This window comes from Pseudomonas sp. NPDC077451 (assembly GCF_044543345.1).
Lineage (GTDB): Bacteria > Pseudomonadota > Gammaproteobacteria > Pseudomonadales > Pseudomonadaceae > Stutzerimonas.
On the sequence record NZ_JBITVX010000003.1, the window covers coordinates 116773 to 137158 of the forward strand.

Annotated in this window: 15 protein-coding genes, 3 tRNA genes and 1 pseudogene; 14 read left to right on the plus strand and 5 right to left on the minus strand. The window is 57.3% G+C overall.

The genetic code is table 11. The annotated features are described in order from the left end of the window. Positions 1-109 precede the first annotated feature (109 nt). Complete coding sequence (locus tag ACIGHL_RS07120; RefSeq protein ID WP_128121297.1) at positions 110-715, plus strand: MiaE family protein; 606 nt, start codon at positions 110-112, stop codon at positions 713-715. Positions 716-719: 4 nt separating this feature from the next. Here ACIGHL_RS07120 and lpxH read toward each other — a convergent pair whose 3' ends face one another. Both lpxH and ACIGHL_RS07130 read right to left on the minus strand, forming a co-directional pair. Continuing rightward, a complete protein-coding gene (gene lpxH, locus ACIGHL_RS07125) occupies positions 720-1442 on the minus strand; it encodes a UDP-2,3-diacylglucosamine diphosphatase (RefSeq protein ID WP_128121296.1) in 723 nt (240 codons plus the stop codon). 6 nt (positions 1443-1448) lie between these two features. Then, on the minus strand, positions 1449-1943 hold the full coding sequence (locus tag ACIGHL_RS07130) for a peptidylprolyl isomerase (RefSeq protein WP_128121295.1): 495 nt from the start codon (positions 1941-1943) through the stop codon (positions 1449-1451). Positions 1944-3146: 1203 nt separating this feature from the next. On the opposite strand from ACIGHL_RS07130, the gene ltrA reads away from it, so the two are divergent. From ltrA to cysS, 3 genes are all read left to right on the plus strand, one after another. Continuing rightward, positions 3147-4886 (plus strand): group II intron reverse transcriptase/maturase, encoded by a 1740-nt coding sequence (gene ltrA, locus ACIGHL_RS07135; protein WP_255961581.1) that lies wholly within the window; start codon positions 3147-3149, stop codon positions 4884-4886. A gap of 176 nt (positions 4887-5062) precedes the next feature. Continuing rightward, positions 5063-6733: a glutamine--tRNA ligase/YqeY domain fusion protein gene (locus ACIGHL_RS07140; protein WP_128121294.1), complete on the plus strand. Its 1671-nt coding sequence runs from the start codon at positions 5063-5065 to the stop codon at positions 6731-6733. Then, complete coding sequence (gene cysS / locus ACIGHL_RS07145) at positions 6733-8118, plus strand: cysteine--tRNA ligase (RefSeq protein WP_128121293.1); 1386 nt, start codon at positions 6733-6735, stop codon at positions 8116-8118. Before ACIGHL_RS07140 ends, cysS begins: the two co-directional genes overlap by 1 nt. A gap of 170 nt (positions 8119-8288) precedes the next feature. Here the strand turns inward: cysS and ACIGHL_RS07150 are convergent, their stop codons facing one another. Then, positions 8289-10160, minus strand: a complete 1872-nt coding sequence (locus tag ACIGHL_RS07150; protein WP_128121292.1) for a sigma-54-dependent Fis family transcriptional regulator — start codon at positions 10158-10160, stop codon at positions 8289-8291. A gap of 222 nt (positions 10161-10382) precedes the next feature. Here ACIGHL_RS07150 and ACIGHL_RS07155 point away from each other — a divergent pair, with 222 nt between their 5' ends. Genes ACIGHL_RS07155 through ACIGHL_RS07180 form a run of 6 tightly spaced genes read left to right on the plus strand, consistent with a single transcriptional unit; the run spans position 10383 to position 16311 of the window. Beyond that, positions 10383-11465, plus strand: coding sequence for an ABC transporter ATP-binding protein (locus ACIGHL_RS07155; protein ID WP_128121291.1), 1083 nt, complete (start codon positions 10383-10385; stop codon positions 11463-11465). Between the two features lie 10 nt (positions 11466-11475). Beyond that, on the plus strand, positions 11476-12573 hold the full coding sequence (locus tag ACIGHL_RS07160; protein ID WP_128121290.1) for an ABC transporter ATP-binding protein: 1098 nt from the start codon (positions 11476-11478) through the stop codon (positions 12571-12573). After that, complete coding sequence (locus ACIGHL_RS07165) at positions 12570-13433, plus strand: carbohydrate ABC transporter permease (RefSeq protein ID WP_128121289.1); 864 nt, start codon at positions 12570-12572, stop codon at positions 13431-13433. Before ACIGHL_RS07160 ends, ACIGHL_RS07165 begins: the two co-directional genes overlap by 4 nt. Before the next feature lie 13 nt (positions 13434-13446). Continuing rightward, positions 13447-14247: a carbohydrate ABC transporter permease gene (locus ACIGHL_RS07170; protein WP_045427497.1), complete on the plus strand. Its 801-nt coding sequence runs from the start codon at positions 13447-13449 to the stop codon at positions 14245-14247. 9 nt (positions 14248-14256) lie between these two features. Then, positions 14257-14529, plus strand: a complete 273-nt coding sequence (locus ACIGHL_RS07175) for a DUF2160 domain-containing protein (protein WP_045427494.1) — start codon at positions 14257-14259, stop codon at positions 14527-14529. 42 nt (positions 14530-14571) lie between these two features. Next, positions 14572-16311, plus strand: coding sequence for an ABC transporter substrate-binding protein (locus ACIGHL_RS07180; RefSeq protein WP_128121288.1), 1740 nt, complete (start codon positions 14572-14574; stop codon positions 16309-16311). 81 nt (positions 16312-16392) lie between these two features. On the opposite strand, the gene folD is transcribed toward ACIGHL_RS07180, so the two are convergent. Then, positions 16393-17247 carry a bifunctional methylenetetrahydrofolate dehydrogenase/methenyltetrahydrofolate cyclohydrolase FolD gene (folD, locus tag ACIGHL_RS07185; RefSeq protein ID WP_045427489.1) on the minus strand — a complete coding sequence of 285 codons (855 nt, stop codon included), beginning with the start codon at positions 17245-17247 and terminating at the stop codon, positions 16393-16395. A 271-nt stretch (positions 17248-17518) separates the two neighbouring features. Here folD and ACIGHL_RS07190 point away from each other — a divergent pair. From ACIGHL_RS07190 to ACIGHL_RS07205, 4 genes are all read left to right on the plus strand, one after another. Beyond that, positions 17519-17595: transfer RNA gene (locus ACIGHL_RS07190), tRNA-Arg, on the plus strand. A gap of 29 nt (positions 17596-17624) precedes the next feature. Next, positions 17625-17700: transfer RNA gene (locus ACIGHL_RS07195), tRNA-His, on the plus strand. 46 nt (positions 17701-17746) lie between these two features. Beyond that, positions 17747-17831: transfer RNA gene (locus tag ACIGHL_RS07200), tRNA-Leu, on the plus strand. A 712-nt stretch (positions 17832-18543) separates the two neighbouring features. Next, the gene (locus ACIGHL_RS07205) at positions 18544-19476 is read left to right on the plus strand and encodes a hypothetical protein (RefSeq protein WP_128121287.1); all 933 of its coding nucleotides are present in this window, start codon (positions 18544-18546) and stop codon (positions 19474-19476) included. 38 nt (positions 19477-19514) lie between these two features. Here ACIGHL_RS07205 and ACIGHL_RS07210 read toward each other — a convergent pair. Further along, positions 19515-20299, minus strand: a pseudogene (locus ACIGHL_RS07210) (phage portal protein); the annotation flags it as partial. Positions 20300-20386: the final 87 nt, after the last annotated feature.

Below are 20386 nucleotides of genomic sequence, written 5' to 3' on the forward strand. Positions count from 1 at the left end.
CTATATCAAGCAGTGCTGGCCGTTACTTGCTGGGCTCGTATAATGCGCGGCGGCCCAGCGACTTCGTGCTGTTCGCCTCTTTCATTTCCTTCATGAATACCAAGACCTCATGCTCCCCGAACTGAATGAATTTCTTGGCTGTGCGACACCTTCGGCGTGGGTCGACGTTGCGCTGCACAACCAGGATGTGATGTTGATCGATCATGGCAATTGCGAGAAGAAGGCTGCTGGCGCTGCCTTTCAGTTGATGTTTCGCTATGTCGATAAGCCGGATCTGCAGAACAAGATGTCGCGCCTGGCCAGGGAGGAGTTGCGACATTTCGAGCAGGTGCTCTCGATCATCCGCAAGCGTGAAATCAGTCTGCGCAATATCGGCTCATCCCGTTATGCGGCCGGTTTGCGCGAGTTGGTGCGCAACCACGAACCCTACCGGCTCACCGATACGTTGGTGATTGGTGCGTTTATCGAGGCGCGCTCATGTGAGCGTTTTGCGATGCTGGTGCCGCACTTGGACGAAGAACTTGGGCGGTTCTATCACGGGCTATTGAAGTCCGAAGCGAGGCATTTTCAGGATTACCTGAAGCTGGCTTACCTCTATGGAGAGGCGGCGGACATCGAGGCAACCGTTGTCCGCGTGCGTGAACGTGAGCGTGAGCTGATCGAAAGCCCAGACAGTGAGTTTCGCTTTCACAGCGGCGTACCGAGCGCCGCCTGACTGATCAGTTCAGGTCGAACGGAGCCTGGTGAAAACCTGAATCGTCGACCTGTAACGCCCAACCCTTGCGATCCCAGTCACCCAGGACGATCCGAATTGCTGCTTGACCATCGATCTGCAACGAATGGGTTGCTGGCCGGTGCGTGTGGCCGTGAATTAAGGTTCGGACTTTGTAGCGTTGCATGATGCTCGCCACTTCGTCGGGTGTTACGTCGACGATATCGCTGGCCTTCATTCGCGTCTCTTCCTTGCTGCTGGAACGCAGCTTTTTCGCCAGCTTCTGACGCTTGGCAAGCGAAAGGTTATGCAGGATGAAGAGACTTACCGGGTTTCGCAGCCAGCGGCGTAGCCGCATGTAGCCTTCGTCACGCGTGCATAGGCTGTCGCCATGCATCAACAACACGCGCTCGCCAGCGAGCTGCGCGATATGCGGGTCGGCCAGCAGCGTGCATCCGGCCTCGCGGCAAAACGCTTTTCCGATCATGAAGTCGCGATTGCCGTGCATCAGATAGATGCGCGTCCCATGCTGACTCAGCGCTTTCAGCGCTCGGGCTATTTCATGCTGAAAGAGAGTCATGCCGTCATCGCCGACCCAGACTTCGAAAAAGTCACCGAGGATATAGAGTGCCTCGGCTTCGATTGCGCGAGTCTCGAGGAAACGAAGAAACGCCCGGGTAATCTCCGGGCGTTTTTCTTCGAGATGCAGATCTGAGATCAACAGGATCAATGCGATTTACTCGACGACTTCGGCTTTCTCGATCACGACGTCTTCTACCGGAACGTCCTGATGGCCCGACTTCATCGTGGTGGGCACGCCTTTGATCTTTTCAACTACGTCCATGCCTTCGACCACTTCGCCAAATACTGTGTAGCCCCAGCCTTGAACGGTCGGCGCCGTGTGGTCGAGGAAATCATTGTCTTTAACGTTGATGAAGAACTGCGCAGAGGCCGAGTGCGGCTCCATGGTGCGTGCCATGGCCAGGGTGCCGGTCTTGTTGGAAAGGCCGTTGTTAGCTTCGTTCTTGATCTGGCCGCGGGTGGCTTTCTGCTTCATGCCCGACTCGAAACCGCCGCCCTGGATCATGAAGTTGCTGATCACGCGGTGAAAGATAGTGCCGTCGTAGTGACCGCTTTTTACGTATTCCTTGAAGTTGGCGGTGGTTTCCGGCGCCTTGTCTTCGAACAGCTTGACGGTGATGACGCCATGATTGGTATGCAGCTTGATCATTGAAAGCCTTCCTAAATGAGGGAGAAACATGTGTCGCGGCAACGCGACCGGCGTGACGGCCCCGAAGACTCGCGGCTACGGCGCATAGCGCGGCAGGGCGCTTTGCTCTGTCAGGGGGTTGACGGGTCCGCTATGATAAGCGCTTTGGTGCGACACGTGTGTACGTGTTGTGCTTGGTCTGGTTCACTGCACCATAGCTCCAAATCCTTTGCTATCAAGGGGTTAATGCTTAAAACAGCAGTCAATGTACCCGGCTCTGCCTGGTAATCCTAGCTTCGGACGCTATGCGTTCTGACGAAGCTAGGCAAGAAATCTGCATCAGTTCATACCCTAAATGGGTTAAGAATGGGTGTAGAAAACCAGAAAGTAGCTCTCCGGTCCGCCTGGATTGTTACAAATAATGTCTAAGCCTGAGGGTGAATTTTGCCCTTAGGGTAGAAATTCGTCCCTCTCGTTCGGCATAGCGCCTTTATCACCGTCGTGAGACGTTGGGGGACGTTGAACCAAGTACGGAGCGTCAAGCTCCGAATCGCATTGCTCAACTCTGCTTGTAAAGGGAGTACCGAGCCTGGCGTGTACCCGCCAGTTCATTAGATCGGCATGCGTCAGGGGCCAACCCTGGGGTGTGAAGCCCGATTAACAATGTCTTGCTCATTTAGAGGGTGTTATCCGGTGACGGAGAACGCTATGCGTCCGAATTGCACGGACGTAACGAGGCTAATGACCCAACCCGCATGGCTAACGCATGTGAATCGTCGCCAGAACCCTCGTAACTATCGACGGGCCTACGGCAATTATTGGCCTCAGCCAAACGGCACAGCAGTTGGCATCACAGTCAAAGCTTGTGATGCGGTACCACACAACTGTCGGGGGATAGACGAAGCCTAAACGGGGAATTGATGCGGCTCGGGGAACGTGGCAATCCCGACCACTCGCCTGGCCAGCAGTATCGGTCAGGCAGGCAAACCGCAAGGGGCGCTGATGGGTGTGGGGAATGGGAGGATGCAAAAAGCGAAGGGCCGCCTGTAATGGGCTGCATACCGGTTGAGACATTACCGGCAGGGGCAACCCTGGCTGACGTGCATTTGGTTTACGAGCGCAAGAAGAGCCGCTGATTCCAGCGATAACCAAACGACCCTATGGGCGACTACTGCCCATAGGGGAGTAGTCCGTCCTGAATGTCGTGCATATCAGGAGGACTGTATGAAAACGCAACCAGCAATAGCGGTCGCCTCTGCGCCTTCTGGCGGAATGACGAACTGGCACGATCTCGATTGGGCCAGGATTCAACAATCCGTTCGGAAAACGCAGCTAAAGATTGCGCAGGCAACGAGGGAAAGCGACTGGCGCAGGGTTAAACGCCTGCAACGACTGCTGACCCACTCGTTTTATGGCCGCTGTCTGGCCGTAAGGCGAGTCACGGAGAACCGGGGTCGCAAGACGCCGGGTGTCGATGGAGAAACCTGGGGAACGCCTCAGGCCAAGCTCCATGCTGTGGGACGTCTGTCGAAACAACGAGGTTATCGGCCAAAGCCGCTGCGGCGGGTGTGGATACCGAAGCCTGGAAAGTATGAGAAGCGCCCGCTGGGCATCCCGACGATGTTGGATCGGGCCATGCAAGCGCTGTATCTGCAAGCGTTGGAGCCTGTTGTGGAAAGCACCAGCGATCCGAAGTCCTATGGATTTCGTCCGGATCGTTCGACTGCTGACGCAATGGTCGAGCTTTTCCACCTGCTGTCGCCGCAAACGGCGCCAGTCTGGATTCTGGAAGGCGACATCAAAGGTTTCTTCGATAACATCAACCATGAATGGCTGTGCCGGAATGTCCCGATGGATAAGACGGTGCTGCGCAAGTGGTTGAGGGCCGGGTTTATCGACCGGCGACAACTCATGGCTACGGAGGCCGGGACGCCGCAGGGAGGGATCATCTCACCCTGTCTGGCTAACGCCACCCTGAATGGCTTGGAAACCCAGCTGAAGCGCCATCTGGTGCAGAAGTTGGGGCCCAAAAAAGCCAAGAAGCTCAAAGTGCAGTGTGTGCGCTATGCGGATGACTTTGTCATCACGGCTGCCTCGAAAGAGCTGCTGGAAGAGGAGGTCAAACCTTGGGTGGAGCAATTCCTGTCGGTACGAGGGGTTGCGCTGTCACGGGAAAAAACGCAGATCACGCACATCCACCAAGGCTTCGATTTTCTGGGGTGGAATTTCAGGAAGTACGTGCCGAAATCGCTGCATAGGAACGCCAAGCTGTTGATCAAACCCTCGAAGAAGAACGCCTCGGCGTTCTATCGGAAAGTGCGGGAAATCATCAAAAACAGCGGGGCCCTGACGCAGGATGCGTTGATCGGCCAGCTGAACCCGGTACTGAAGGGGTGGGCGCAATACCACTCCCCGGTCGTGGCAAAACAAGCCTTCAGTAAGCTGGATAGCCTTCTTTTCTGGCGACTCTGGAGGTGGGCGAAGCGGAGGCATTCGAAGAAGTCGGCTGAATGGATCAGGAATAAATACTTCCGATCCATAGGCGGGCAGAACTGGGTGTTTGCGCATCCCTACAAAAATGGCAAGGGAGAAAGGCATTACCGACGGCTGTACAAGCTGGCGGAAACCGCAATCGTGCGCCACAAGCGTTTACCGGGTGAGTATCAGCCCTACGACGCGGCGCATGAGCTGAAGTGGGAGGCGTTGAGGGTCCAACGGATGCAGCACAAGCTGCGTTATCGGGGGCAGATACTCAATATCTTTCGCAGACAGAAGGGGCTTTGTGCCCTGTGCGGGCATGCGATCAGTAAGGAAACCGGTTGGCACGACCATCACGTCATCAGGCGTGTGGACGGCGGGACGGATACTTTGAGGAACCGTGTGCTGCTTCATCCCAACTGCCATGCGCTGGTGCATAGCCAGCGTGAAAAGGTAACTCTGCGATACGGTGGTCTGGAATGTTAAGATCACGCGACATTGTTGCCGGTCAGCCATCAGCTGACTTTTCGTAAACTTGAGCCGTATGCGGTGAAAGCCGCACGTACGGTTCTTAGGGGGGGACGGGCCAGTAATGGCCTGTCCCTACCCGACATTTGGCGGGCCTACCCTGAGGCGCGCACTCGCAGATCGTTAAGGACACCATGAGCAAGCCTGAGACTACCGCAGCCACAAATTTTCTCCGCCCGATCGTTCAGGCCGACCTGCAATCAGGCAAGCACGCGAAGATCGTGACGCGCTTTCCACCGGAGCCCAATGGCTACCTGCACATCGGTCATGCTAAGTCGATCTGTCTGAACTTCGGCCTGGCGAAAGAATTTGGTGGCGAGTGCAATCTTCGTTTCGACGACACAAACCCGGCGAAAGAAGATCAGGAATACATCGATGCAATCAAAAGCGATGTCCGGTGGCTCGGCTTCGAGTGGGCTGGGGAGGAGCGTTATGCCTCCAACTATTTTTCGCAGCTACATGACTGGGCCATCGAGCTGATCAAAGCGGGCAAGGCTTACGTCTGCGACCTGACATCCGAGCAGGCCCGAGAGTACCGCGGCAGCCTGACCGAACCGGGCAAGAACAGTCCGTTCCGCGACCGTTCCATGGAAGAAAACCTGGACCTGTTCGCGCGGATGAAAGCTGGCGAGTTTCCGGACGGCGCAAAGGCACTCCGGGCCAAAATCGACATGGCCTCGCCAAACATGAATCTTCGCGACCCGATCCTCTATCGGATCCGCCATGCGCATCACCACCAGACCGGAAACGACTGGTGCATCTATCCAAGCTATGACTTCACCCATGGTCAGTCGGATGCCATAGAAGGCGTCACTCACTCGATTTGCACCCTTGAGTTTGAAGACCACCGCCCGCTCTACGAGTGGTTCCTGGAAAATCTCCCGGTTCCGGCACGTCCGCGTCAGTACGAATTCGCGCGGCTTAACCTCAACTACACGATCACCAGCAAGCGCAAGCTCAAGCAGCTCGTGGACGAAAAACACGTCAGTGGCTGGGATGATCCACGCATGTCGACGCTCAGCGGCTACCGTCGTCGTGGCTACACGCCGGCGTCGATTCGCACGTTCTGCGACATGATCGGGGTCAATCGCGCCGGCGGTGTAGTGGATGTGGGCATGCTCGAGTTCGCCATTCGCGAAGACCTGGACGCCAATGCCCCTCGTGCCATGTGCGTCCTCAAGCCGTTGAAAGTGGTCATCACCAACTATCCTGAGGACAAGACCGAGACGCTCGAGCTGCCTCGTCATCCGAAGCAGGACATCGGCGTGCGCCAGCTGCCGTTCTCGCGGGAGATTTATATCGATGCCACCGATTTCGAAGAAGTACCTCCGGCCGGGTTCAAACGCCTGGTTCCGGGTGGGGAAGTGCGCCTACGTGGCAGCTACGTGATTCGTGCGGATGAAGCGGTCAAGGACGAGCAAGGCAACATTGTTGAGCTGCGCTGCTCCTACGACGAGAACACGCTGGGCAAGAACCCGGAGGGTCGCAAGGTCAAAGGCGTCATTCACTGGGTGCCGGCTGCTGAGAGCGTCGAATGCGAAGTGCGTTTGTACGATCGTCTGTTCCGCTCGGCCAATCCCGAGAAGGATGAAGATGGCGGCAGCTTCCTGGACAACATCAACCCTGAGTCGTTGGTGGTGTTGAAGGGTTGCCGCGCCGAGCCGTCGTTGGCCTCTGCCGAAGCTGAGGATCGCTTCCAGTTCGAGCGCGAAGGCTATTTCTGCGTTGACCGCAAAGATAGCCGGCCCGACGCAATGGTGTTCAACCGGACCGTGACGCTGCGTGATTCCTGGGGAGGCCAGTAATGGCGCTGGCGATTTACAACACGCTGACCAAAACCAAGGAGCCGCTCAAGCCTCTGATCGCTAATCAGGTGCGCATGTATGTCTGCGGCATGACCGTTTATGACTTCTGTCATATCGGTCATGCACGGGTCATGGTGGCATTCGATGTCGTTTCGCGCTGGTTGCGCCAGCGTGGCTACGAATTGACCTATGTGCGCAACATCACTGACATCGACGACAAGATCATCCGGCGAGCCCAGGACAATGGCGAGACGTTCGAGGCGCTCACCGGACGCATGATCGCTGCGATGCATGAGGACGAAGCACGGCTCAACGTGCTACGTCCAGACATCGAGCCTCGCGCAACCGACCATATTGCTGGCATGCACAGCATGATCCAGACCCTGATCGACAAGGGCTTTGCCTACGCACCGGGCAATGGTGACGTGTACTACCGGGTTGGCAAGTTCGTCGGCTACGGCAAGCTGTCGCGGCGCAAGATAGAAGACCTCAAGATTGGCGCGCGAATCGAGGTCGACGAGGCCAAAGAGGATCCGTTGGATTTCGTGCTATGGAAGGCCGCCAAACCGGGAGAGCCGAGTTGGGGGTCGCCTTGGGGCGCAGGGCGTCCGGGCTGGCACATCGAGTGCTCGGTCATGTCAACCTGCTGCCTGGGTGAGACCTTCGACATTCATGGCGGCGGTCCTGATTTGGTATTTCCGCATCATGAGAATGAGATCGCACAGAGTGAAGCGGCAACCGGCAAGCTGTACGCCAATGCCTGGATGCACGCCGGCGCCGTCCGGGTTGATGGTGAGAAGATGTCCAAGTCGCTGGGCAACTTCTTCACCATTCGCGAAGTGCTGGAGAAATACCAGCCGGAAGTGGTGCGCTACCTGCTGGTCTCAAGCCACTACCGTAGCCCGATCAACTATTCAGAAGACAGTTTGAAAGAAGCCAAGGGGGCCCTTGAGCGCTTCTATACCGCACTCAGAGGTCTGCCTGAGGCCACCGCTCAGGGTGGCGATACGTTCGTGGCTCGCTTCGGCGAGGCAATGGATGACGACTTCAATTCACCCGAAGCGTGCGCGGTGCTGTTCGAAATGGTTCGCGAGATCAACCGTCTACGCGATACGGATATGCAGGCAGCGTCCGGCCTTGCTGCGCAGCTCAAAGCGCTGGCTAGCGTGCTCGGCATATTGCAGATGGATCCCGACACCTTCTTGCAGGCCGGGGTTGAGGGCAAGGTGGATGCCACCCAGGTGGAAGCACTGATTGCTTCACGCCTTCAGGCTCGCTCCGATAAGAACTGGGCTGAATCCGATCGGATTCGCGATCAACTGACGGCTATGGGTGTGGTTCTTGAAGACGGGAAGGGCGGCACGACCTGGCGTCTTGGCGAGTAACTCGTATCCGCTACTAAGGCCGCACGTCAGCTTTTATCCCTGAAGTGCGGTTTTTTCGTCTGTCGTCTGCAGGGGCCGTGGCCACTGCGACCACCATCTGCACAGCTAGCTGCGGCTCCACGGCCTATCAGCTCTTTAGCCTACCTGGGAAGCCTGGCTGACCAACGCGCTTATGTCGGATACAACCCTTCGGCGCGCAAACGCTTGTACAAGGTGTTGCGGCTCACACCGAGATGCCGGGCCAAGTGCGAAACGTTGCCGTGACAGGCTTCGAACTGAGCCCGCAGAGGCTCATTCGCAAGCATTGGAAACAGCACTGTTTCGCTTGTCGAGGCGGAGGCCCCGGTTCTACCTTGAGCCGTCAGCCTTACGTCCGTATCGGCAAGGAAATCATCCGGTAGATGTTCCACTCGGATCGGTTGGTCCTGGGCCAGCGCTAGCGCGACCTGCACAACGCTGCTCAGCTGACGGATGTTTCCCGGCCAAGGGTGGCTGTCGAACAGGCGCAGCACTTCTGGACTGAGACCGGCCCACTGATGTGGTTCACGGTGCTGTTCCCATACCCGTTGGAAAAGGGCGTACTTGTCATAACGCGCGCGGAGTGGGGGCAATTCGACGCCGAGGCCGCTGACCCGGTAGAACAAATCCTGACGAAAGCGACCCTTTTCGACTTCCTGACGTAGCGAACGGTTAGTTGCGCAGATCAATCGAAAGTCGACTGAGTAGGGCTCACCGCCGCCCAGCGGCTGGACGCTGCGTTCCTGCAGAACACGCAACAGACGCGCCTGCAAGCTCAGCGGCATATCGCCGATTTCATCGAGGAACAGCACACCACCATCTGCTTTGCGGATCAGGCCCAGGCTGCCTTTCTGGTGCGCGCCGGTGAATGCACCTTTTTCGTAGCCGAAGAGTTCGGACTCGATCAGCTCGCAGGGAATCGCTGCGCAATTCACGGCTATAAGCGGGGCGTTCGCCCGTGAGCTGGCCGCATGCAGTGCTTTGACCAGCACTTCCTTTCCGACACCCGTTTCGCCGTTCACTAGAATCGGAATGTCCTTTTCGAGCATGAGCTGAGCCTGGCGAATCACCTTATGAACCTGCGGGTCGCCCTGATCGATGCTTGCCAGGTCGATGATATGTTCCGGTCGGCTATCCGGTGTCCGAAAATCACGGGCCTGAATACGCGGCTTCTGGGGGCGTCGAACAAGGCCATGAAAGCGATGATTGCCCGCTGTCCGCAGCAGCAGCGGCTGGTCCTCGGGCTGGCTGAGCAGCTGCCGCAGCGGGACGTCGAACAGCCTGTCGATGCGGCTACGAGTAAGCGCCAAGCCCAGCAAATTGTCTGCACGTCGATTGGCTGAAACGATTAGCCCCGACTCGTCGAAGACCAACAGACCGGCCCACTGACTATCAAGATTGTCCTGGCCGGTATTGAACGTCAGCTGGAAATAATCACCGCGGAACAGATTCAAGATAAGCCTGTTTTCAACCGACTGGCTCATCATCTTGACCATGCCCAGCGTGTGCGATGGCGGCAGGTAGCTGTCGCTGGACACGTCGAGCACCGCGATCAGCTGTCGTTGCGCGTCGTAAATGGGCGACGCCGCGCCGGACAGATATCGGTTGGCCTGGAGGAAGTGCTCGTCACGTTGGATATGCACGGCTTGCCCGCTGGCCAGTGCGGTGCCGATCGCATTGGTTCCAGTATCTCGCTCCATCCAGCTGGCGCCCGGCTTGAATCCGCGTTGCTGCGCGGGTTCGACGAAGCGCCTGTCACCCCATGACTCAAGCAACTGTCCGCCGCTGTCGGCAAGCAGAATCAGGCAGCTCGAATTCGAAAGGATGTTCTCGTAATAAGGCAGCACTTCACGCTGCGTGGTCTGGACCAGGTTTCGCTGACGTTCCAGCAGGGCATTGACGTCTCTCTCCGCTGGGTCGCCAAAGCTGGGGATGCTGAGCGGATGTAGTCCGTAGCGTTCGCAACGGCTCCACGAGCCTTTTACCAAAGCCTGGTGTGAGATGGGCTGGGCTGGGTTGGCCATGTCGCCTCTCTATCGCGGTACGTTCTTGTTGTTTTTGGTGTTTGTCACCGTCGGTGCCATGAACAGTCTTGTTCATTTTTGTTCACTGTCAATGTTCACAACTGTTCATTTTGAACACTAAACAACAGCGGCCTGAAACAAATTGCCACGGGCTAGAGCGGTCTAGCGTAGCTGGCACGGATATCGCTCTAAATCCTTCCATAACAACTAGAAGGATGCGGCATGTCCCTCACCCTGGAACACGTCACTAAAACTGTCGATGGCCAGCTGCATATCGACGACGCCAGCCTCATTTTCGAACCTGGCTCGTTCAATGTGCTGATCGGTCGAACCCTGTCGGGCAAGACCTCGCTGATGCGACTCATGGCGGGGCTCGACAAGCCGACTCGGGGGCGAATCCTAATGAACGGCGCCGACGTAACCGGGGTTCCGGTGCGCAAGCGCAACGTGTCGATGGTGTACCAGCAGTTCATCAACTATCCGACGTTAACCGTGTACGAGAACATCGCTTCGCCGTTGCGACAGGCCGGATTCAGTAAAGCCGAGATCGAGCGCAAGGTGCGCGAAACCGCCGAGATGCTGCACATCGAAGCCTTCCTGAAGAAACACCCGCTGGAACTCTCCGGGGGGCAGCAGCAACGTACTGCAATGGCCAGGGCGTTGGTAAAGGACGCTGATCTGGTCCTGTTTGACGAGCCGCTGGTGAACCTTGATTACAAATTGCGCGAAGAGCTCCGCCAGGAAATGCGTGAGCTGTTTAAAACTCGCCGCAGCATCGCTGTGTATGCGACCACGGAGCCGAACGAGGCTTTGGCGCTAGGCGGAACAGCGACCGTATTGCATGAAGGTCGAGTAATTCAGAGCGGGCCGACGTCGGAGGTGTATCACCGTCCCAGCCAGGTGCTCAGTGCCGAACTGTTCTCCGAGCCACCGATCAATCTGTTGGCAGGGCGAATCGCGGCGAACGAGGTCAGTTTTCAAGACTGCATGCATTTCCCGCTTAACACCGATCTGAGCGGGCTGGACAAAGGCGAGTATCACTTCGGGATTCGGCCCAGTCATATCGGGCTGGTGCCTTCCAACGATGATGATTTGGAAGTGTCTGGCACCGTCGAGCTGGCCGAAATCAGCGGTTCTGAAACCTTTCTCCATGTGCGGAACGAGCACCTCAGCTTGGTGCTGCACCTGCAAGGGGTTCACGACTACCACGTCGACTCGCCCATCCGCGTCTATATCCCGACTCACAAGTTATTCGTTTTCGATGCTTCGGGCCGTCTGGCCCAGGCACCGGCTCGACGTGCCTGAGGAAATCGTTATGGCAGAAATCCGTTTGCAGAATCTTGCTCACAGCTATAACAGCCAACCCCAGGGCGCTGCTGACTATGCGATCCGTGAGATGGACCACGTGTGGGAGCAGGGCGGCGCTTACGCGCTGTTGGGGCCCTCTGGGTGTGGCAAGTCCACCTTGCTCAACATTATCTCGGGGTTGCTCAGCCCATCTGAGGGAGAGGTGCTGTTCGATACACGCAAGGTGAACACGCTAACGCCGGAGCAGCGCAACATCGCGCAGGTTTTTCAGTTTCCGGTCGTCTACGACACTATGACCGTCTTCGACAATCTGGCCTTCCCGCTGCGCAACCAAGGCATCGCCGAGGCGCGCATCACGAGCAAGGTTCACGAAATTGCCGAGGTACTCGACCTCCATCCGCTGCTCAAACGGAAGGCCCACAACCTGACTGCCGATGAAAAGCAGAAGGTCTCGATGGGGCGCGGGCTGGTCCGGGACGACGTGTCGGCGATCCTTTTCGACGAGCCGCTCACGGTCATCGACCCGCACCTCAAGTGGAAGCTGCGGCGCAAGCTCAAGCAGATCCATGAGCAATTCAACATCACCATGATCTACGTCACCCACGACCAGCTCGAGGCTTCGACCTTCGCTGACAAGATTGCGGTGATGTACGGCGGGCAGATCGTCCAGTTCGGCACGCCGCGTGAGTTGTTCGAGCGGCCGCAACACACCTTTGTTGGTTACTTCGTGGGCAGCCCGGGGATGAATCTGATCGAGGTGGATGGCCGGGAAGGCGGGGTCGGTTTCGGTGATCTGCATCTGCCGCTACCGGGTGCGCTGGCTGCACGACTGCCGGAATTAGCATCGAGCCGCTTGCAGATTGGCATCCGTCCTGAGTTCGTTCAGGTCAGCGAGGAGCCGGGTGCCGGCGGGATGCAGGCCGAGGCTGTGCGAGTCGAGGACCTCGGTACATACAAGATTCTTACGCTTCGTCTGCAAGGGCATCTGATCAAGGCGCGTTTGCCTGAGGATCAAACGGTGCCGAAAGGCCAGGCCTGGGTGGGCTTCCCGGCACAGTGGCTGATGCTCTATGCCGATGATCGGCTGGTTGAGGTGCTGCCATGACCAAGACGCATGACAACCGAGCGTGGTGGCTGGTCTTACCGGTTTTCCTGCTGGTGGCTTTCAGCGCCATCCTGCCAATGATGACCGTAGTGAGTTACTCGGTGCAGGACATCTTCGATTCTTCAACGCGGTTCTTCGTTGGTGCGGATTGGTATCGGCAGATACTCAACGACCCTCGGCTGCACGATTCACTGCTGCGGCAGTTCATCTTTTCGGGCTGCGTACTGTTGATCGAGATCCCGCTGGGAATCGCGGTCGCGCTGGCGATGCCGACCCGTGGCCGCTGGGCGTCGCTGTGCCTGATCGTGATGGCGATTCCCCTGCTGATCCCATGGAACGTAGTCGGGACCATCTGGCAGATCTTCGGGCGTGCCGATATCGGCCTGCTGGGTTACGGCCTCCGCGAGCTGGGCATCAGCTACAACTACGCCTCCAACACTCGGGACGCTTGGCTGACGGTGCTGGTGATGGATGTCTGGCATTGGACGTCCTTGGTTGCGCTGCTCTGCTACTCGGGCCTTCGGGCCATTCCGGATGCGTACTACCAGGCGGCTCGTATCGACAGGGCGTCCGCTTGGGCGGTGTTCCGCTACATCCAGTTGCCGAAGCTGAAGAGCGTGCTGCTGATCGCCGTGATGCTGCGCTTCATGGACAGCTTCATGATCTATACCGAGCCCTTCGTGCTCACCGGCGGTGGACCGGGCAACGCAACGACCTTCCTCAGCCAGACGCTCACTAAGATGGCGGTCGGACAGTTCGATCTCGGCCCGGCGGCGGCGTTCTCGCTGATCTACTTCCTGATCATCCTGCTGGTGTCCTGGCTGTTCTATACGGCTATGACCCACGGCGACCAGAAATGAAAGGGGGCCGCTGATGAACCTGCGCAAGCGAGTGGTATTGATCCTCTACATCGCGTTTCTGATGGTGCCGATCTATTGGCTGATCAACATGTCATTCAAGAGCAATACCGAGATTCTCGGCGGGCTGACGCTCTGGCCTCGCGACCTTACGCTGGCTAACTACAAGGTCATCTTCACCGATCGAAGCTGGTACAGCGGTTACATCAATTCGCTGTATTACGTGTGCCTGAACACGATCATCTCGCTAACCGTGGCGTTGCCGGCAGCTTATGCCTTCTCCCGATTTCGTTTTCTCGGGGACAAGCACCTGTTCTTCTGGTTGCTGACCAATCGGATGGCGCCACCCGCAGTCTTTCTGCTGCCGTTCTTTCAGCTTTACTCATCGATCGGGTTGTTCGACACGCACATCGCTGTGGCGCTCGCTCACTGTCTTTTCAATGTGCCTTTGGCGGTCTGGATCCTTGAGGGATTCATGTCCGGTGTGCCCAAAGAGATCGATGAAACGGCGTACATCGACGGTTACAGCTTTCCGAAGTTCTTTGTGAAGCTTTTCATCCCGCTGATCGGTTCGGGCATCGGCGTTACTGCGTTCTTCTGCTTCATGTTTTCCTGGGTCGAACTGCTGCTGGCGCGCACGCTGACTTCGGTTGACGCCAAGCCGATCGTTTCGGTGATGACACGAACCGTCTCGGCATCGGGAATCGACTGGGGCGTTCTGGCCGCGGCCGGTGTGCTGACTATTCTGCCCGGCATGCTGGTGATCTGGTTCGTCCGCAATCATGTCGCCAAGGGCTTCGCCCTTGGGCGCGTATAGGAGTCGCTCATGAGCTGGATGGCATGGACCGGGCCGACCGCGGCTTTCTTCGCCGTCATCGGTGTACTGCTGGCGCTGATGAGCGCCTGGGAACTGAGGCGACCCTGCGTTCCGCGCAAGGGCTTCCTGCCTATCGTTACCACCCGTGGCGATCGGCTGTTCATTGGACTTCTGGGCAGCGCCTATTGGCATCTGTTGCTGATAGGGCTGACCGACTGGAGCATCTGGATAGCGTCCGCGCTGTCTCTCGTCTGGTTGTTTGCAGTGATGCGCTGGGGTTGAGCCTTTCGGCTCACCCCTCCGAAAAACCCAAAGGAGGTGTTTATGTTCGAGAATAAAAACAACACCCGACATGGCATGGCGCTCGCGGCCTTGCTGACGTTGTCCGGCATTTCGGGATCGGCATGGGCCGACGCCTATGAAGACGCGGCGAAGAAATGGATCGAATCAGAATTCAACCCGTCGACCCTCACGCCTGAGCAGCAGATGGAAGAGCTGCGCTGGTTCATCAAAGCCGCCGAGCCGTTCCGTGGCATGGAAATCAACGTTGCTTCGGAAACCATCACGACGCACGAATATGAGTCCAAGACCTTGGCTCGTGCGTTTAGCGAGATCACCGGCATCAAGTTGCGTCACGACTTGATGCAGGAAGGGGATGTTGTAGAGAAGCTGCAGACCCAGATGCAGTCGGGCAAGAACATCTACGATGGGTATATCAACGACTCTGATCTGATCGGCACGCACTTCCGTTACGGCAAAGCAGTTGCGATCAGCGACATGATCGAAGGTGAAGCCAAGGACTACACGCTGCCAACACTTGATCTGGATGATTTCATCGGGATTTCTTTCACCACGGGCCCGGACGGCAAGCTCTATCAGTTGCCAGTGCAGCAGTTCGCCAACCTCTATTGGTTTCGCGCCGACTGGTTCGAGCGGCCTGAACTGAAAAAGCAGTTCAAAGAGCGTTACGGGTATGAGCTTGGTGTGCCAGTGAATTGGTCTGCTTATGAAGACATTGCCGAGTTCTTCAGCAAGCACGTCAAGGAGATCGACGGGCAGCGTGTTTATGGCCACATGGACTACGGCAAAAAGGACCCGTCGCTTGGCTGGCGCTTTACCGATGCCTGGTTCTCCATGGCGGGCGCCGGCGACAAAGGGCTTCCAAACGGTTTGCCGGTAGACGAGTGGGGAATTCGTGTTGAAGACTGCCACCCGGTTGGCTCGAGCGTTTCACGCGGCGGTGCCACAAACGGCCCAGCTGCGGTCTATGCGACACAAAAATATGTCGACTGGATGCGCGAATACGCGCCGCGCGAAGCCCAAGGCATGACCTTTTCCGAGGCGGGCCCGGTGCCGGCGCAAGGCAACATTGCTCAGCAGATTTTCTGGTACACCGCATTCACGGCCGACATGACCAAGCCGGGTCTGCCGGTGGTGAATGAGGACGGCACGCCGAAGTGGCGAATGGCACCGTCGCCGAAGGGGCCATATTGGGAGGAGGGCATGAAGCTCGGCTATCAGGATGCAGGATCCTGGACCTTCCTCAACTCGACTCCGGAGCAGCGCCGTCTGGCTGCATGGCTCTACGCGCAGTTCACCGTGGCGAAAACCGTGTCGCTGAAAAAGACCCTGGTGGGGCTTACCCCGATCCGTGAGTCGGATATCAACTCCGACGCCATGACCGAGGCTGCGCCAAAACTGGGCGGTCTGGTGGAGTTTTACCGCAGCCCGGCGCGAGTGCAATGGACGCCGACTGGAACCAATGTGCCGGATTATCCGCGTCTCGCACAGCTCTGGTGGCAGTACATCGCCGAAGCAGCCAGTGGCGACAAGACCCCTCAGGAGGCTGTGGACGGCCTTGCCGAAGCCCAAGACACCATGATGGCGCGGTTGGAACGAGCTAACGTGCAGCCTAAGTGCGGACCGAAGCTGAACGAGCCGCGGGATCCTGAGTATTGGCTGAGCCAACCTGGTGCGCCGAAGCCCAAACTGCAAGATGAAAAGCCCCAGGGACAGACCGTCAACTATGACGAACTGATCAAGTCTTGGGAGCACAAGAGGTAGTGGACTGCACCAGGTAAACAAAACGGCACCCGAGGGTGCCGTTTTGCGTGTTGTTTGCCTTAGTCGCAGTCGCTGCGTAGCTTAACCGTGCAGATGTTCAGCGGCATGCAATGTGTTTTCCAGCAGACAAGCCCGGGTCATCGGACCCACACCGCCTGGCACTGGCGTAATCCAGCTAGCGCGTTGCACGGCGACATCGAACTCGACATCACCGACGAGCTTGCCGTCGGCTTGGCGATTGATGCCGACGTCGATCACGATGGCGCCTTCCTTTATCCAGTCACCTTTGACCAGACCGGTAATCCCTGTCGCGACCACGATCAGATCGGCACGTTTGACGTGGTCGGCCAGGTCATGAGTAAAGCGATGGGTGACGGTGGTCGTGCAGCCGGCCAGCAATAACTCAAGCGCCATGGGCCTGCCGACGATGTTGGATGCGCCCACCACAACCGCGTTTAGGCCATGCAGATCGACGCCAGTGCTATCGAGCAATGCCATGATGCCTTTCGGCGTACAGGGGCGTAGCAGCGGCATACGCTGAGCGAGACGGCCAATGTTGTAGGGATGGAAACCATCCACGTCCTTGTCGGGGCGAATACGTTCGAGCAGTTGCGATGCATCCAGATGCTTAGGCAATGGCAGCTGCACAAGAATGCCGTCAATCGACGGGTCGTCATTAAGCTGATCGATCAATCCCAGCAGTTCATCCTGGCTGGTTGACGCTGGCAGGTCATGAGCGGTGGATTTGAATCCCACCTCCTCGCAATCCTTGCGCTTGTGCGCCACATAGACCTGAGAAGCCGGGTCCATGCCCACGAGAATCACTGCCAGGCCAGGTACTCGTAAACCTTGCTTGGATCGCTCGGCAACTCGGCCCGCGATTTGCTGGCGGACATTGGCAGCGATCTGTTTACCGTCGATCAGTTTTGCGGTCATGACGCGTGGTTAACCATCGAGAAGGACTGAAAAAGGACGCGCATTCTCTCACGACGGCACCGTTCGGCAAAGGCGACACGGGGGAGGATTCCCGTAACTCCTTTACCAGGCTGAAATTTTTTTGGTTTTGCTGTTGACGATGTGAAGGCAGGCCATTAAGATTCGCCCCGCTTGTCGAGCACAGCTTGCTGCTGGGTAAGACGGCTTTTGAGGGGAAACCCCTTCACTGGCCGGAGCTTGAAGTCTGCGCTCTGATCGAATGCAGATAAAAGCGCCCGTAGCTCAGTTGGATAGAGCATCCGCCTTCTAAGCGGATGGTCGCAGGTTCGAGTCCTGCCGGGTGCGCCATTCCGGTTGGTACAAGCGAATGCAATATGGTGGGCGTAGCTCAGTTGGTAGAGCACAGGATTGTGGCTCCTGCGGTCGTGGGTTCGAACCCCATCGTCCACCCCATATTCCGAAACGCCAGGCGCAGCCTGGCGTTTTCGTTTAGAAGTTTGCGGACGTGGTGAAATTGGTAGACACACCAGATTTAGGTTCTGGCGCCGCAAGGTGTGAGAGTTCGAGTCTCTCCGTCCGCACCATCTGAAACGCTGAAAGCCCCGTAATTCGGGGCTTTCGCGTATCTGGAACAAGGTAAAAGGGAGTGTATTTGTTCCCAGCGTGTTCCCGGATGAATGTGGACGAGGGCAGCAAAACTACCCCCAGGCGGGCGAATGCCGCGATTTTGGTTGACCCATCGAAAACGGGTAATTTAGGTAATTGATTCTCCGAATCGGGCGTAAAGCCTTCAGAATCAAAGCCTTACAAAGTTTTGTTAAAGGTAATAATAGAGTAATAAATAGGTAACCGAATTACCAAAAACACTGGTAAGTAGGCCGAAACCAAGAGGCCTTTGAAATCAGGCACTTACAAAAAAATTACCTTTTGCCTTACCTCAAATTACCTTTCTAGGTAATTGCTCCAGCCCAGTAAATACGCAGCCTCCAGCCGTTTCGAAACCACACCTTACCGAAATTACCCATTTCTGAATTCGACTCTGAATTTGGGGCGGCTTAGGGCTTCGCTATGGGCCGTACCTTCGCAGGTATCTGCAGGTATTCCTCTCGCCGCGATCATGCCGCCAGCGCAAGCGCTGGGCCGTTTGCGGCAGGGTGCAGGGGTGCAGCGAAAGCGACCTATTTAGGCCGCAGGTGAGGTGGGGGGACAACGGCGCGCGCTGGAGTCACTAGACGAGGCGGCGAGCAGCTCGGTACGCTAGCGCGATGGCCAATTGATATTGCAGGGTGACGCAGGATGTCCAAGTTGGAAAAGGCGCTGGGCTGGATATTCGGTGCCGTGCTATCGGTATTAGGTGCTTCGCTTTTACACAGCGGCTCTATAGTTGCGGGCCTGACCTTCGTGGCCACATCTTTATTTCTGTTGCCTCCGATTCGCCGTGTGATAGCCAGGAGAACCCGAAAATCGCTCAACGCAAAGTCTCGAGCGAGGTACGTCTCAGTATTTTTGGTCTTCGGCCTTCTTGGCTTGGGCGTAGACAAAGAGCTCGAGGCTGACCGCAAAGTGGTTGAGGTCGAGCGGGCTCATGTGGCGCAAATGGAAGCGGCTCGTGACGAATTAATCGAATTGTTTATGACGAGGCGCGAGACATTACTAAACGACGCAAACGCGCTGTTGAAGGATGGCAAGTATGGGGCAGTCATTGAGTCTCTATCGACTTACGCAATAGTAGATGACGCGGAACTACACGCGTTATTAAGGCGGGCTGAGCAAGGAATAGAGGAGCAAGCGATCGCCTCATCGGAACAGCTCCTCTTAAAGGAGCTAGATTCCTGGTCAATTTCGAGCAAGCGGCGCGACGTACTTGAGCAGCTTGTGAGACTGCGTCCAGACAATCTGCGTTATCGCGACGAATACGCAAAAGTGATTGAGGGTATCGCTGAGGAGGAGCGCGAAGCTGAAATAGAGGAAGCCCGCAAACGAAAAGTTGAAGGGCAATTTAGCAAATGGGACGGCTCACACCCCGGCGTTGTACGGCTCGTCAAAAGCATCATGAACGATCCAGATAGCTTCAAGCACGACTCAACTCGCTTCGTAGACGAAGGTGACCATCTCACTGTCGTAATGGCGTTCCGAGGCAAGAATGCGTTCGGAGCACTGGTGAGGAATGAAATCCGGGCTGAAGTGGACTTCCGGGGCAATGTGCTGAAAGTGCTTGGTCAGCAGTAGGTGCGGACGCTCTCAGGCACGGACCCCATGTGCCTGGATTACTTCAACGAGAACGTGCGGAACCTAATTACCTCCTCCCCAACCCACTCATTCACCTGAGCCAGCCTTGCCTGGATCGGTTCCAGTTCGTTGACGGCCCACACCTCGGCGACCTCGCGCAGTGAGCCAAAGCCCCCAGCGTTCTGGGGCACGATGCCCATCAGCTGGGGTGGGATGCGCAGCGCGGCCAGCAGGTCGTCGCGGCTGATGTTCTTGATCGACCCGAACTCATCCTTGGCCGCCACTTCGCTCACCGGCAGCAGCTGGATGCCGTCCTTCTTGCCGCCCGGCGCGTACATGAACAGGTTGCGGAAGTTGCCCGGCCCCTTGGCCGATTTCAGCGCCTGGCGCAGTGCGTCGACGTCCTCCTCCTTCTGCGCCGCGTCCGTCATGTACATGATGAAGCCAGCGTGCGAGCCGTTCTGGTAGTAGCGCCGGCGGAACAGCGTGGCCGACTCGTTCAGCAACGCCGACTGCAATGCCGACAACCATTCCGGCAGCCCGTACACCTCCTGGTTGATATCCGCCTCGCGCAGATGGCAGACGTGCCGGCAGCAAATTCATGTTCATCGCGCCAACCGCGCACCTGGTAATAGGTCTCCAGATCGGCACCACGGCGCATGTATTTCGCCAGAGTCGGCTGCAGGCTCAGCGCTTGGCCGAGCATGTTTTGCCGCCGCTCCAGGTACGCATTGCCACACCACAACCAGTCCAGGGCGAACTGGCCGAACGCCTGCCGGCTCAGCGGCTTGTGCGGAATGAACGTCCGCTCGAGCATGTCTCTACCGTCGACGCGTCGAGGAAAACTGAACTCCGTGGCCGAAGCCAAGGCGTGGCGGTCTATGAGCATGATTGGGTTACCCATGCAAAC